Origin of the sequence: Bordetella sp. BOR01 (assembly GCF_019218885.1) — a bacterium.
Classification (GTDB): Bacteria; Pseudomonadota; Gammaproteobacteria; order Burkholderiales; family Burkholderiaceae_B; genus Bordetella_A.
This window is the reverse complement of the sequence record NZ_JAHUWT010000002.1, coordinates 1,425,825-1,439,178: the sequence shown is the minus strand read 5'-3', so window position 1 is coordinate 1,439,178 and position 13,354 is coordinate 1,425,825. Positions and strand designations below refer to the sequence as shown.

The following is a 13,354-nucleotide window of genomic DNA, read 5'->3' as shown; positions in this document are numbered from 1 at the left end:
CCAGGAGACAAACCATGCACCATGCCCTGAATCGCGCCCTGCTTGCCGGCGCGCTGGCACTCATCGCCGGCGGCGCCTCGGCCGCCGACAAGATCAAGGTAGGTTTCATGCTGCCCTACAGCGGTACCTATGCCGCGCTGGGCACCGCCATCGAGAACGGCTTCAAGCTGTATGTGGCCGAACAGGGCGGCAAGCTGGGCGGGCGTGAACTGGAATACTTCAAAGTCGATGACGAGTCCAATCCGGCCAAGGCCTCTGAGAACGCCAACCGCCTGATCAAGCGCGACCAGGTCGATGTGCTGATCGGTACCGTGCACTCGGGCGTGGCCATGGCGCTGGCCAAGGCGGCCAAGGGCAGCGACACCACGCTGATCGTCACCAACGCCGGGGCCGATGCCATCACCGGCCCGATGTGCGGGCAGGGCATCTTCCGCACTTCATTCTCGAACTGGCAACCGGGCTATGCCATGGGCCCGGTGGCGGCCGCCAAGGGCCACAAGACGGCGGTCACCATTACCTGGAAGTACGCCGCGGGCGACGAACAGATGAACGGCTTTCGCGAAGGCTTCGAGAAGGCCGGCGGCAAGATCGTCAAGGAACTGACGCTGCCCTTCCCCAATGTGGAGTTCCAGTCGCTGCTGACCGAGATCGCGTCCATCAAGCCCGACATGGTGTTCGCATTCTTTGCCGGCGGCGGCGCCGTGAAATTCGTGCAGGACTACCATGCCTCGGGCCTGCAGAAGACCGTACCCCTGTATGGCACCGGCTTTCTCACCGACGGCACGCTGAAGGCGCAGGGCGACGCCGCCCAGGGCCTGATGACTACCCTGCACTATGCAGACGGCCTGAACACGCCGCGCGACAATGCTTTCCGCGCCGGCTACACCAAGGCCTACGACAACCTGCAGCCCGATGTCTATGCCGTGCAAGGCTACGACGCGGCGCAATTGATGCAGGTGGGCCTGCAGGCCGTGCAAGGCAATGTGGAAGACAAGGCCAAGTTCCGCGAGGCGATGCGCGGCGCCACGATCGACAGCCCGCGCGGCAAGTTCACCCTGTCGGCGGCCGGCAATCCGGTGCAGGACATCTACCTGCGCCAGGTCTCGGGCATGGAGAACAAGATGGTCGACGTGGCGGTTCAGAAGCTGGCCGATCCGGCACGCGGCTGCAAGCTCTGACGCCCCGCTTGCGAACCCCGACATGGACGCCAGCATTTTTCTCATCCAGTGCCTGAACGCGCTGCAGCACGGCTTGCTGCTGTTCCTGGTGGCCAGCGGCCTGACGCTGATCTTCGGCATCATGGGCATCATCAACCTGGCCCATGGCAGCTTCTACATGATCGGTGCCTATATGGCGTTCGCGCTGGGCCCGCTGGTCGAACGCTGGCTGGGCGGCGGCTTCGTGACCACGCTGCTGCTGTGCGTGCTGCTGGCGGCGCTGCTGGGCTATTTGCTGGAAGCCGCGTTCTTCAGCTACCTGTACCGGCGCGACCACCTGCAGCAAGTGCTGATGACCTACGGGCTGATCCTGGTGTTCGAGGAAGTGCGCAGCCTGCTGGTGGGCAACGACGTGCACGGCGTGCCGATGCCGGCCTGGCTGTCGGGCACGGTGTCGCTGGGCGGGGTGATGACGTACCCGGTCTACCGGCTGTTCATCTCGGCCGTGGGCATCGGGGTGGCGCTGCTGCTGTACTGGGTCATCACGCGTACCCGCCTGGGCATGATGGTGCGGGCCGGCGCCAGCAACCGCGAAATGATCGGCTCGCTGGGCGTCGACATCAACCGCCTGTACCGCATCGTGTTCGCGGCCGGGGTGGCGCTGGCCGCGCTGGCCGGCACCATCGCCGCGCCGGTATCGTCGGTGTATCCGGGCATGGGGCACAGCGTGCTGATCGTGTGCTTCGTGGTGGTGGTGATCGGCGGCATCGGCTCGATCCGCGGCGCGTTCCTGGCGGCCATGCTGGTGGGCACGGTCGAGACCTTCGGCCAGGTGCTGTTCCCTGCGGCCGCCGGCGTGCTGGTGTACCTGCTGATGGCGATCATTCTGCTGTGCAAGCCCGAAGGGCTGTTCAAACAGGGCTAGGGCATGAACCACGCAAGCAAACTGATCCCCCTTGCCGTGCTGCTGGCGCTGGCGGCGTTTCCCTGGCTGGGCGCCGACTATTACACCGGGCTGGTCATCAAGGTCATGATCTACGGCATCTTCGCGCTCAGCCTGCAGTTGCTGGTGGGCGGCGCGGGGCTGATCAGCCTGGGGCATGCCGCCTTCTTCGGCATCGGCGCCTACGCCGCGGCACTGCTGTCGCCCGAATCCGAGGCCGCCGGGCTGGCCTGGCTGCTGGCCGCCGCCGTGGCGGGCGCGGCCCTTTATGCCCTATTGACCGGCGCCCTGGCCCTGCGCACGCGCGGCGTGTACTTCATCATGGTGACGCTGGCGTTCTCGCAGATGGCGTACTACGTGTTCCACGATACCGACCTGGGCGGCGGCAGCGACGGCATCTACCTGTACTTCCGGCCGCAGCTCTCGCTGGCGGGCTGGGTGCCGTTCGACCTGGATGCACCAGGCACCTATTACCTGTTCGTGCTGGCCTGCCTGGCGTCGACATGGGGCTTTCTTGCCATGCTCAGGCGTTCGCCATTCGGCGCGGCGCTGGCGGGCATCCGCACCAATGAACAGCGCATGCGCGCCGCGGGCTATTCCACTTTTCCGTACAAGCTGACGGCCTATGTGGTGGGCGCTGCGCTGGCCGGGATGGCCGGATTCCTGTACGCCCTGAAAGACGGCTTCGTCACGCCCGAACTGCTGGCCTGGGAACAGTCGGGCCTGGTGCTGCTGATGGTGATCCTGGGCGGCATGGGCAGGCTGGGCGGCGCCGTGCTGGGCGCGGCCGCGTTGATCCTGCTGCAGGAACTGTTCCAGTCGCAGGCCCTGTTCGGCGACTACGCCAAGCACTGGCACCTGCCGCTGGGGCTGGCCATTATCGCGCTGGTCGCCCTGCTGCCCGACGGGCTGGCCGGGCTGCCCGCCCAATGGCGCGCCCGCCGGGCCGCGCGGCGCGGCGCCGCCGCGCCACCCGCCCCGCAGGCCGAGAGCCCCCCGACGCAAGCGCTGCCCCTATCCGGAGAACCCCATGCCTGAAGCCATGCTGGCCGCGCGCGGCATCACGCGCCGCTTCGGCGGCCTGGTCGCCGTCAACGATGTTTCGCTGGACCTGCACCGCGGTACCGTGCACGCGGTGATCGGCACCAATGGCGCCGGCAAGTCGACGCTGATCAATATCCTGTCGGGCGAGCTGCTGGCCAGCGCGGGGCAGGTACTGCTGGAAGGCCGCGACATCACGGCCTGGCCGCAGCCGCAACGCGCCCGCGGCGGGCTGGGCCGCAGCTACCAGCGCTCGACCATCTTCCCTACCCTGAGCGTGCACGAGAACTGCCGGCTGGCCGCGCAAGCCGGCCGCCAGCAGTTCTGGCACTGGTGGCGCAGCGCCGCCGACTGCCCCCACAGCACCGAACGCGCGCACCAGGTGCTGGAACGCACCGGCCTGGCGAACAGTGCCGCCACGCCGGCCGGCCTGCTGCCGCACGGCCACAAGCGCCAATTGGAAATCGCCATGTGCCTGGCCAGCCACCCGCAGGTGCTGCTGCTGGACGAGCCGCTGGCCGGCATGGGGCCGGAAGAAACCGAACGCATCCTGGCCCTGCTGCAATCGCTGAAAGCCGAACACGCCATCTTGCTGGTCGAGCACGACATGGATGCCGTGTTCGGCAACGCCGACATCATCACCGTCATGGTCAACGGCAGCGCCATCGCCTGCGGCACCCCGGCGCAGATACGCGCCAACCCGCAAGTGCAGAATGCCTACCTGGGAGACGGCCCATGCATGCATTGATCGATGCCAGCGGCCTGCATTGCTACTACGGCGCCAGCCATGTGCTGCGCGGCGTGGACCTGCGCATCGCGTCGGGCGAATCGGTGGGGCTGGTAGGCCGCAACGGCATGGGCAAGACCACGCTGATCCGCACGCTGATGGGGCATGTGCGCAGCCGCCAGGGCCGCCTGTCGGTGGCCGGGCGCGATTGCACGCGGGCCCAGCCGCATGCCATTGCGCGCCTGGGCGTGGCCTATGTGCCGGAAGGCCGCGGTGTCTTTCCCAACCTGAGCGTGCGCGAGAACCTGACGGTGGCCGCGCGCCCCGGCACCCGCGGCCAGGCCGACTGGACCTGCCAGCGCGTGCTGGCCACGTTTCCGCGCCTGGCCGAACGGCTGGACCACGGCGGGCAGCAGTTGTCCGGCGGCGAGCAGCAGATGCTGGCCATCGGCCGCGCGCTCACCACCAATCCCGACCTGCTGATCCTGGACGAAGCCACCGAGGGCCTGGCGCCCCTGATCGTGGCCGAGATCTGGAAAATCGTCGCCGCCATCCGCGCCACCGGCATGTCGACCCTGATCGTCGACCGCAACTATCGCGCGGTGCTGTCGCACACCGACCGCTGCCTGGTCATGGAAAAAGGCCGCATCGTGCACCAGGGCGCCAGCCCGGCGCTGGCGGCGCAGCCGGAACAGTTGGCGCGTTATCTGGGAGTGTGAGCGGGACCGCCGGGATTCAAGACAGGATCTGCCCCAGGAAGCTGCGCGCCCGTTCGCTGCCGGGCGCGCTGAAGAACTGCTCTGGCGCGGCGGTCTCGACAATGCGGCCGCCGTCCATGAACACGACCCGGTCGCCGACTTCGCGCGCGAATCCCATCTCGTGCGTGACGCACACCATCGTCATGCCCCCGCGCGCGAGTTCGACCATGGTGTCCAGCACTTCTTTCACCATCTCGGGGTCGAGCGCGGATGTCGGCTCGTCGAACAGCATGATCTTGGGCTGCATGCACAGGGCCCGTGCAATGGCCACCCGCTGCTTCTGGCCACCGGACAACTGCCCCGGGTACTTCGAGGCATGTTCGGGAATACGCACACGTTCCAGGAAATGCATGGCGCGCTCGGTGGCGCCAGGGGTATCCAGCCCCTTGACCAGCCTGGGAGCCAAGGTGCAATTTTCGAGCACCGTCAGGTGCGGGAACAGGTTGAAATGCTGGAACACCATGCCCACCTCGGCACGGATGCGCTCGATGTTTTTCAGGTCATCTTTCAGTTCGATGCCGTCGACCACGATACGCCCTTTCTGGTGCTCTTCCAGGCGGTTCAGCAACCGTATGGTGGTCGACTTGCCCGACCCCGACGGCCCGCAGAGTATCACTTTTTCGCCAGGATGGATGTCGAGCTCCAGTCCATCCAGCACCTGGAAGTCGCCATACCATTTCCCGACATCGCGCATCGTGATGATGGGCGCCGCGCCATTTGATCGATCCATATTCACGCCTTCGAAATATCGTGGCTTTCGCCCGCGCCACTCCAGTAGCCAGGCACCGTCAGGCGTTTTTCCGAGCGCCGGAACAGATAGGACAGCACGGCGCACATGCAGAAATAGATGATGCCGACCAGCGTATATACCGTCAGCGCCTGGAACGTGGCCCCCGCCAGCATCTCGCCGGCGCGCATCAGTTCATACACACTGATCACCGCCACCAGCGAAGTTTCTTTGATCAGCACCAGCGCGTAGTTGCCCAGCGCCGGGAAGATGGTGCGCAACGCCTGCGGCAGCACGATTTCACGCAGGCGCTGCACCTTGCCCAGGCCCAACGCCCGCGCGGCTTCGTACTGGCCCGTATCCACCGACTGGATACCGCTGCGGAACAGTTCGGCCAGATAGGCGCCGAAGTTCAGTGTCAATCCCAGCACGCCCGCCACGAAGGCGTTGATCACCACGCCCATCTCGGGCAGGCCATAGTAGATGTAGAACAGTTGCAGCAGCAGCGGCGTGCCGCGGATCACCTCGATATAGAAGCGCGCGGCGCGGCTCAAGACCCGCGAACGCGACAGTCGGCACAGGCATACCACCAAGCCCAGGGTGACAGCCAGCAGCGCCGAACAGAAGAACAGTGCCAGGGTCCATAGCGAACCTTCCGCCAGGGGCACAAGATAGATGCGCAGGGTCTCGAGATTCATGGCGAATTCCTTGTATGCCTCTGTCACGCTACTTGCTGATCAGGTCCGCTACGCCCCATTTCTGGCCGATCGCGGCAAGCTCGCCGTTGCGCTTCATTTCTGCCAGGGCGGCGTTGACGGCGTCGAGCAGTTCGCGGTTGCCTTTCTGCACCGCCATGCCCACCTGCCACTTCTTCTGGGGTTGATAACCGGTATCGAGCTTGACCCCTGGAATGTTCTTGGTCTTGATCTGGTAGATGATGCTGGGCGGATCGATGACGCCCAGGTCGATGCGGCCGGCCCGCACATCGGCCAGCAAGGTGGAGTAGTCCTGGTAGGTAGACACCTTGGTGCCGGGCATGTCCTTGATCATGTTGAACTGCACCGAATCGATCAGCACGCCGACCCGCTGGCCCTGCAGGTCATTGAAACCCGCGTAGGATTTCTGGTTCCGGGTGCCCACCACGATTCCTTCGCCCCATTCATACACGGGCGCCGAGAAATCGATCGCCTTGGCGCGTTCTTCGGTAATGAACAGGGGCGCCGACATGACATCGGCACGGCCCGACGTCAGCGTGGGAATCAACCCCGAGAATGGCACATCGGCCAGCTTGCGCGACGCCTTCAAATGCTTGGCCACGGCGTCGGCCACATCCACCATGATGCCTTCGAGCTGGTTGCTGGCCGGGTTCTTGAAACCATGCGGCGGCGCCGACGCGGTGGTTACGACGTTCAGGCTGCCATCGGCCGTGATCTCGGCCAAGGTACGCGCCGCGGCGCCCTGCACTTGCACGGCCAGCGCCGTCGCGGCGATGCCCAGCAACAATGTCTTGATCTTCATGGATTTCCCCTTGTCGTGTGTACGCGGCCAACCGGCAATCAAGCCGGCCGGCCAGCTGGATATGTCTGCACCGCGACCGCGGCCAGCGCGCAGAACTCTTGCATGACGGTAGCCGCCAGGAACGCCGTGGCGCCTTGCACGTCATGGGGCGGCGACACCGTATTCACATCGAAAGCAACGAAATTCAACCCGTGCAGTTGCCGCAGCAATGCCAGCCCTTCCTTGGCCGACAGGCCGCCCCACTCGGGCGTGCAGACACCTGGTGCGCATGACGGATCGAAGATGTCCATGTCGAAACACAGGTAGACCGGACGGCTGCCCACATGCTGCCGCATATCGGCCAGGATGGCCTGCGGGTCGCGGTCCAGGTCGTCGAACGGCACGACCGTGTAGCCGACCTCGCGCCCGTACTCGATGATGCCCCCCATGAACGAGTTGCCACGCGTACCGATATGGAAGCTGGAAGCGACATCCACCAGCCCTTCTTCGGCTGCGCGGGTGAACGTGGTGGCCGTGTTGTAGCCCGGTATCGGATACGTGTCGGTGTGCGAATCGAAGTGCACCACCACCAGATCCGGATGCCGGGCCGCCACCGCGCGCAATTGCGGCAGGGTCACGGCGCCGTCGCCGCCCATCGACACAGGAATGGCCCCGGCGTCCAGGACCGTGCCGATGGCCGCCTCGATCAGCGGAAACGCGGCGTCCGGGTCGCCCGGATGGCAAGCGACATTGCCCAGATCCACGGCACGCAGATAATCCACGGGGTTGTCGATACCGCTGCGCGAGAACAGATCGAAAGGCCGCAATAGCCTGGACTGTTCGCGAATGGCGTCCGGCCCCTGGCGCGCGCCCACCCGGAACGGATGCGTACCGCAATCGAAGGGAACGCCCAGCACGCAAGCGCGCGGCGTCTGGCCGTCGCGGCGGGCGCCAGGCAGGCCCATGAAACCGGGCACGGGATGAAAAGAAGGGCTGGCGGCCGGCAAGTTCGGCTCCTTGTAAAAATTGAATTCAATGTTAATCGTATTGCTGTGCGATACGATCATGTTGAAATACAGATTATCAGGATGAACAAAACCCCGCCTATTAGGGAAATCCCGCCAGGCCCCTTGAAAATACCTTAATGATTTAGTTGGATATATCGATGCCGGCAGTCGTTTGGGCAACCCCGTCCAGCCGCGCGCCTAGCAGGCCGCCGCCGGGCGGTTCAAGCTCGTAGAACGGCCGGCTGCGGCCGACGGTGCGCGATGCGCCGATGGCATGTGCGGTCTCGAGCACTTGCGGTCCGAATACAGCCTGGGCCTGCTCGAACGACCAGCGGCTGGAAGGCACCGACACGTTGACGGCACCCACCGGGGTGCCACCCGAATCGAGCACCGGCGCACTAATGGTGATGTCGCCCGGATAGTATTCGCCATTGGATCGCGCATAGCCGTGGCGGCGCGCGAAATCCAGTTCAGCCAGCAGGCCGTCCATGCGGGTGATCGTTCCCGGGGTGTACGCCGTGCGCTTACGGCGCTCGAGCAATTCGCGCGCGCGGGTCTCATCCAGCCGCGACAGCACGGCACGCCCCGCCGCCGTGCAATACAGGGGCAGCCGCATGCCGACCGGCATGTTGACGTACATTTCTTTGTGCGTGGCAAAGCGCGCCACATAGACCATGTCGCCGCCTTCCGGTTCGGCCAGGCTGCAGGTTTCCTGGCTGGTGCGGTTCAAGGCGTGCAAGAAAGGGCTGCCGCCCAGTACCAGCGCGCTGGTGCGAGCGTATTTCATGCCCAGTTCCAGTGACCAGGGCGCCAACGAGAACCTTTTGCTGACGGGGTCTTTGCGCAGATATCCCAGCGTCCAGAGCGTGTGGGCAAAACGTTGCACCGCGCTCTTGGTCAGGCCCGTGGCTTCGGCCAGTTCGGGCAGTGTCATGGCCGGCCGCCCTTCGGTGAAAGCACCCAGTAGCGAAATACCGCGTGCCAGGGCGGCGACGAATAGCGGCGAATCTTCAGGTGCGATGACGGTCATGGTGCAAGAACGCTGGTTCGGCAAAGCCGATAGCGTACCGCATCACGAATCATCCGTATCGCATGGCGATCCCTCGTTCCGCGCCACCCGCCGACTCAAGAATGCTCGGGCAACGCTTCCAGCACGTTGGCGCTGGCCGCATCGAAAGCCACGGATACCCGCGCCCCCTGCGCCAGCCCGGCTGGCCCGCTCCCGCCCGCCACGCATTCCACGTACAGCGGGGTTCCTTGCACCGTTCGCAGCAGGTAGTTCATCAGGTTGCCAACATAGCTGACAGCCTCGATCGTGGCGGCCAAGCCCGGCGCGCCATCCGGCGCCAAGCGCAACTGGTGCGGGCGCACCACCAGGCTGACCCGGTCGCCCACCTGCCGCGGCAGGCCCTGGTGGCGCGGAACGGGGATAGTGCCCGCCTCGGATTCAACCACCACGGCGTCGTCCGACACCTGCCGCACCCTGCCATCCAGCACGTTGCTACGGCCCAGGAAGCCGGCCACAAACAGGTTGGCCGGGCGCTGGTACAGCTCGGACGGCGTGCCGATCTGCACAATGCGGCCGTGGTTGAAAATCGCGATCCGGTCCGACATCGACAAGGCTTCTTCCTGGTCGTGCGTCACGTACAGGAACGAGGCTCCTGATTCTTTGTTCAGTTGGCGCAACTCCCATTGCAGGTCGCTGCGCAGCTTCTTGTCCAGCGCGGACAGGGGCTCGTCGAGCAGCAGCACTTCCGGCTCGTACACCAGCGCGCGCGCCAGCGCCACGCGCTGCTGCTGCCCGCCAGAAAGCTGGCGCGGCAGGCGCCGCGCATAGGCGCCGAGCTGCACACGGTCGAGCGCCTGGCGCACGCGCCGGCTCGCCTGATCCTTCGGCACTCCCCGTATCGACAGCGGAAAGTGCACGTTCTGCTCGACCGTCATGTGGGGAAACAGCGCGTAGCCCTGGAACACCATGCCGAAGCCGCGCGCTTCGGGCGGGCGCCGGGTAATGGAGGCGCCACGGAACAGGATCTCGCCCGCCGTGGGGTCGACGAACCCGGCAATCGACATCAGGGTGGTGGTCTTGCCCGACCCCGACGGGCCCAGCAGCGTCAGGAATTCGCCGGGCGCCAGAGAGAAATCGACGCCGTCCAGCGCCACGGCACCGCCGAATTTCTTGTGCAGGCCGCGCACGCTCAGCAAGGCTTGGCTGGTGGAAGGGTTCTGGCTCATTGAGGCTCCTGCTGCCGGCGATGCGCGTACAGGCGCTCGGCGCATAGGCAGACAAAGGTGACAAGAATCATCAGGGTGGCGACCGCCGCAATGGACGGGTCGACGTTTTCATTGATGCCGTCCCACATCGCGCGCGGCAGCAGATAGACATTGCGTGTCGTGATGAACAACAGCACGACCAATTCATCCCACGAGACGATGAAGGCGAAGATGGCGCCTGATACGACTCCAGGGCGGACGGCGGGTAGCGTGATGCGCCACAGCACCTGCCACGGCCGCGCCCCCATCGAGCGGGCAGCCTGCTCCAGGCGCGGGTCGAGATTGGCCAGGGCTGCCCCGACCGACACGAACACGAACGGCGTCGCTGCAACGACATGGGCCAGCACGACGCCCACGTAGGTATCGAGCAGGCCCAGGTCGATGTAGAGACGGTAGTAGGCCAATGCGCCGACGATAGTGGGCACGATCAGGGGCGTCAGAGCCATCATGCGCACCAGCCCGCCCAGGCGGGCGCCCAGTTTCCAGGCGCCGATCGCCGCGCAACTGCCCAGCACCGTGGCCAGCGTGGTCGACACTGCCGACACGGCCACGCTTTGCAGCAGGCTGCTGCGCCACATAGGGTTCTCGACCAATTGCAGATAGTGCTGCCACGACCAGGACTGCGCCGGAAACGACAGGTAGCTGCGATCGGTGAACGACACAGGGATGACCACCAGGGCCGGCAAGAACAAATACGCCAGCACCAGGAACGCGGCCACGAGCGCCAGCTTGAACCACAGGGAAGATCGTATTGTCATGGCGCACCGAACAGGGAAGGAATGCGCACGCAACGCGAGATCAGCACCAGGCTCAGTATCACGGCCAACAGCAATGCACTGGCGAACGCGGTAGAGATGCCCCAGTTCATGGTCTCGCTGATGCCGAACTCGATGTACTGCGCCACCATCACGGTCTTGCCCCCGCCCAGCAGGGCTGGCGTGATGAAGAACCCCAGGCAGAAGATGAACACCAGCACCGCGGCCGCGAGGACGCCAGGCAGCGATAGCGGCAGGTACACCCGCAGGAAGGTCCGTACCGGGCCTGCCCCCAAGGCACGCGAGGCGGCCATCAACGAAGCGTCAATGCCCAGCATAGTGGTAAGCATGGGCAGCACGGCATAGGGCACCATGTAATGCACCATTCCGATCAACACGCCGGTCTCGTTGCGCAGCAAGGCCAGCGGCTGGTCGACCAGGCCCAGCGCCATCAGCGTGGCATTGACCACGCCTTCGCGCGATAGCAGCAGCACCCAGGCAAAGGCCCGTACCAGCACCGACAGCCAGAACGGAACCAGCAGCCCGATGACCATCCAGCTACGCACGTGCTGCGGCACGTTCGCCATGACGTAGGCCACCACATAGCCCAGCACCAGGGCAATGAGCGTCGTCCACACGCAAATGCGCAGCGTGGTCGCCATGATCTTGCGATACAGCGGCTCGGTGAACAACGCGGCGTAGTTCCCCAGCCCGACTGTGGGTTCGGTGAAGCTGATCGCCAGGATGCGCAGCACCGGCAGCAGGAACAGGCAGCCGACCAGCACGACCACCGGAACTACCAACACCGCAGGCAAGGATCGACGCATGTTCAGCCTCCTTCGGGCAGGTCGGCGGCCCAGGCCGCATCAGGTGAGCGATAGATCGTGCGGCCGCCCACCAGCGTGGCCTGCACGGCCGTGCCGCGAATTTGCTCGGCATCGATCGCGTAAAGATCGCGGTCGAGCACGATCAGGTCGGCCAACCGGCCAGGCGCCAGTGTGCCCTTGGTCGCCGCCTGGTTCTCGGCGACGGCGGGGTTGACGGTATAGCAACGCATGGCCGCGTCGATGGGAATCGCCTGGCTGGCGTTGATCGCCGCGCCCGAGGCCGTCTTGCGCGTCACCATGGCCGCCATGCCCAGGAAGGGGTTGCGCTCGCACACCGGCGCATCGGAATGCCCGCACACCAGCACGCCTTGCGCCAGCATGCTGCGATGCGGCCAGAACCAGGGTATGTCGGCATCGGGGCGATTGCGCAAATAGGCGTCGCCCAGGTTGTACAGAAAACCCGAGGCCGACGAATCGATCACGCCCAGCCGGGCCATGCGGTCCTGGATATCTGGCGGCGCGCAGCAACAATGCTCGATACGCGGGCGGACAGCCTTGGGATATTGGGTCAGCCCCCGCTCGAAAGCGTCGAGCGCGAAGTCGATGCCGCGGTCGCCGTTGCCTGTCGCGGCCACCTGCAGGCCGGCGCCCATTACCCGCGCGACCTTGGCGGCCAGCTCTTCGGCACTGAAATTCAAGTCGCCGCGATTGGCCGGCGCGCCATCTTCGCCCTCTTGCCCGGTGTACGGGGCATAGTAGGCCGCCGTCCGCCCGCTGGTGCTGCCATCCGAGCCGTATTCCACGCCCAGCAAGTGCAGCCCGGCATCGCCATGGCCGAAGCGCATACCGGCCTCGATGGTTTCGTCGATCAAGTCGAGATCGCGGCCGTTGAGCATCATGCCGACCCGCACCGGCAAGGCACGCTCGGCATGCAGGCGCCGATAGGCCTGGGCCGCCAGGCGGCTGGTCAGCGCATTGTGCACGCTGGTGATGCCCAGGCGCGCCATGTCGCGGAAGATCGCGGGATAACCTTGCAGATAGTCGTCGATACGGTCGCTGGCCGCGATCAGGGCCGTGAACGCAAAGACGCCGCGGCCGTGCGCCATGCCGGATGCGTCGTCCAGGCAATGGGCCGGGACCGCAGCGGTACTGGCGCGCAGGCGCGCCAGGGCCGCTGCATTGGCGATGCCAACCTGCGCATCGCGGCGCAACAGGAATACCGGACGATCTGGCGCCGCGGCATCAAGCGCCTGGCGTGCCGGATAGCCGCCGGTATCGCGCTCATCGAACCGGAAGCCCAGGTACCAGGCCTCGCGCGGCGCGCGGCGGTCGAACGCGGCGATGCGGCCCAGCAGGCTGCCAGGGCCCGCCAGGCCCTGAGAAAGATCATCCCACCGTCCTGCCTTGACCGCCTGGCCGTCCGGATGGCAATGGCTGTCGTTGATGCCCGGCATGGCGAAGGCGCCGCACAGATGCACCTTGGCGGTACCTGGCCCAGCCAGTGCCAGGCAATCGGCGTCGGTGCCTGCCGCCACGATACGCCCATCGCGTATCGCCACGGCCGGGACGATGCCCAGCACGGCATCCAGGGTTGCGATCCGCCCGCCATGCAGCACGATTTCAACGTATTCACTCATGCCG

General features: G+C 65.6%; 14 protein-coding genes. 5 read left to right on the top strand and 9 right to left on the bottom strand.

What is annotated here, in order from left to right; all coding sequences use genetic code 11:
* The first annotated feature begins 14 nt into the window (after positions 1-14).
* Genes KW845_RS14610 through KW845_RS14590 form a run of 5 tightly spaced genes read left to right on the top strand, consistent with a single transcriptional unit; the run spans position 15 to position 4,587 of the window.
* Positions 15-1,178: an ABC transporter substrate-binding protein gene (locus tag KW845_RS14610; protein ID WP_218369925.1), complete on the top strand. Its 1,164-nt coding sequence runs from the start codon at positions 15-17 to the stop codon at positions 1,176-1,178.
* Between the two features lie 22 nt (positions 1,179-1,200).
* On the top strand, positions 1,201-2,082 hold the full coding sequence (locus KW845_RS14605) for a branched-chain amino acid ABC transporter permease (protein ID WP_218369924.1): 882 nt from the start codon (positions 1,201-1,203) through the stop codon (positions 2,080-2,082).
* Between the two features lie 3 nt (positions 2,083-2,085).
* On the top strand, positions 2,086-3,138 hold the full coding sequence (locus KW845_RS14600) for a branched-chain amino acid ABC transporter permease (protein ID WP_218369923.1): 1,053 nt from the start codon (positions 2,086-2,088) through the stop codon (positions 3,136-3,138).
* Positions 3,131-3,889: an ABC transporter ATP-binding protein gene (locus KW845_RS14595; RefSeq protein WP_218369922.1), complete on the top strand. Its 759-nt coding sequence runs from the start codon at positions 3,131-3,133 to the stop codon at positions 3,887-3,889. Before KW845_RS14600 ends, KW845_RS14595 begins: the two co-directional genes overlap by 8 nt.
* Entirely contained in the window at positions 3,877-4,587 is a 711-nt protein-coding gene (locus KW845_RS14590) for an ABC transporter ATP-binding protein (RefSeq protein WP_218369921.1), read from the top strand. Before KW845_RS14595 ends, KW845_RS14590 begins: the two co-directional genes overlap by 13 nt.
* A 16-nt stretch (positions 4,588-4,603) precedes the next feature.
* On the opposite strand, the gene KW845_RS14585 is transcribed toward KW845_RS14590, so the two are convergent.
* The 9 genes from KW845_RS14585 to KW845_RS14545 all read right to left on the bottom strand — a co-directional run bounded on the left by KW845_RS14585 (position 4,604) and on the right by KW845_RS14545 (position 13,350).
* A complete protein-coding gene (locus KW845_RS14585; protein ID WP_255592613.1) occupies positions 4,604-5,356 on the bottom strand; it encodes an amino acid ABC transporter ATP-binding protein in 753 nt (250 codons plus the stop codon).
* Between the two features lie 2 nt (positions 5,357-5,358).
* Positions 5,359-6,051 (bottom strand): amino acid ABC transporter permease, encoded by a 693-nt coding sequence (locus tag KW845_RS14580; protein WP_218369920.1) that lies wholly within the window; start codon positions 6,049-6,051, stop codon positions 5,359-5,361.
* 28 nt (positions 6,052-6,079) lie between these two features.
* Positions 6,080-6,871, bottom strand: a complete 792-nt coding sequence (locus KW845_RS14575; RefSeq protein ID WP_218369919.1) for an ABC transporter substrate-binding protein — start codon at positions 6,869-6,871, stop codon at positions 6,080-6,082.
* Positions 6,872-6,909: 38 nt separating this feature from the next.
* Complete coding sequence (locus tag KW845_RS14570) at positions 6,910-7,815, bottom strand: arginase family protein (RefSeq protein ID WP_218370044.1); 906 nt, start codon at positions 7,813-7,815, stop codon at positions 6,910-6,912.
* 184 nt (positions 7,816-7,999) lie between these two features.
* Entirely contained in the window at positions 8,000-8,887 is an 888-nt protein-coding gene (locus KW845_RS14565; RefSeq protein WP_218369918.1) for an IclR family transcriptional regulator, read from the bottom strand.
* A gap of 95 nt (positions 8,888-8,982) precedes the next feature.
* Positions 8,983-10,092, bottom strand: coding sequence for an ABC transporter ATP-binding protein (locus tag KW845_RS14560; protein ID WP_218369917.1), 1,110 nt, complete (start codon positions 10,090-10,092; stop codon positions 8,983-8,985).
* Positions 10,089-10,889, bottom strand: a complete 801-nt coding sequence (locus KW845_RS14555; protein WP_218369916.1) for an ABC transporter permease — start codon at positions 10,887-10,889, stop codon at positions 10,089-10,091. Before KW845_RS14555 ends, KW845_RS14560 begins: the two co-directional genes overlap by 4 nt.
* Entirely contained in the window at positions 10,886-11,713 is an 828-nt protein-coding gene (locus tag KW845_RS14550) for an ABC transporter permease (protein ID WP_218369915.1), read from the bottom strand. Before KW845_RS14550 ends, KW845_RS14555 begins: the two co-directional genes overlap by 4 nt.
* Positions 11,714-11,715: 2 nt before the next feature.
* Positions 11,716-13,350, bottom strand: coding sequence for an amidohydrolase (locus KW845_RS14545; RefSeq protein WP_218369914.1), 1,635 nt, complete (start codon positions 13,348-13,350; stop codon positions 11,716-11,718).
* Positions 13,351-13,354 lie beyond the last annotated feature (4 nt).

Coding starts and splice junctions, on each gene's coding strand:
- KW845_RS14610 (WP_218369925.1), top strand. CDS start 15: ATGCACCATGCCCTGAATCGCGCCCTGCTTGCCGGCGCGCTGGCACTC.
- KW845_RS14605 (WP_218369924.1), top strand. CDS start 1,201: ATGGACGCCAGCATTTTTCTCATCCAGTGCCTGAACGCGCTGCAGCAC.
- KW845_RS14600 (WP_218369923.1), top strand. CDS start 2,086: ATGAACCACGCAAGCAAACTGATCCCCCTTGCCGTGCTGCTGGCGCTG.
- KW845_RS14595 (WP_218369922.1), top strand. CDS start 3,131: ATGCCTGAAGCCATGCTGGCCGCGCGCGGCATCACGCGCCGCTTCGGC.
- KW845_RS14590 (WP_218369921.1), top strand. CDS start 3,877: ATGCATGCATTGATCGATGCCAGCGGCCTGCATTGCTACTACGGCGCC.
- KW845_RS14585 (WP_255592613.1), bottom strand. CDS start 5,356: ATGGATCGATCAAATGGCGCGGCGCCCATCATCACGATGCGCGATGTC.
- KW845_RS14580 (WP_218369920.1), bottom strand. CDS start 6,051: ATGAATCTCGAGACCCTGCGCATCTATCTTGTGCCCCTGGCGGAAGGT.
- KW845_RS14575 (WP_218369919.1), bottom strand. CDS start 6,871: ATGAAGATCAAGACATTGTTGCTGGGCATCGCCGCGACGGCGCTGGCC.
- KW845_RS14570 (WP_218370044.1), bottom strand. CDS start 7,815: ATGGGCCTGCCTGGCGCCCGCCGCGACGGCCAGACGCCGCGCGCTTGC.
- KW845_RS14565 (WP_218369918.1), bottom strand. CDS start 8,887: ATGACCGTCATCGCACCTGAAGATTCGCCGCTATTCGTCGCCGCCCTG.
- KW845_RS14560 (WP_218369917.1), bottom strand. CDS start 10,092: ATGAGCCAGAACCCTTCCACCAGCCAAGCCTTGCTGAGCGTGCGCGGC.
- KW845_RS14555 (WP_218369916.1), bottom strand. CDS start 10,889: ATGACAATACGATCTTCCCTGTGGTTCAAGCTGGCGCTCGTGGCCGCG.
- KW845_RS14550 (WP_218369915.1), bottom strand. CDS start 11,713: ATGCGTCGATCCTTGCCTGCGGTGTTGGTAGTTCCGGTGGTCGTGCTG.
- KW845_RS14545 (WP_218369914.1), bottom strand. CDS start 13,350: ATGAGTGAATACGTTGAAATCGTGCTGCATGGCGGGCGGATCGCAACC.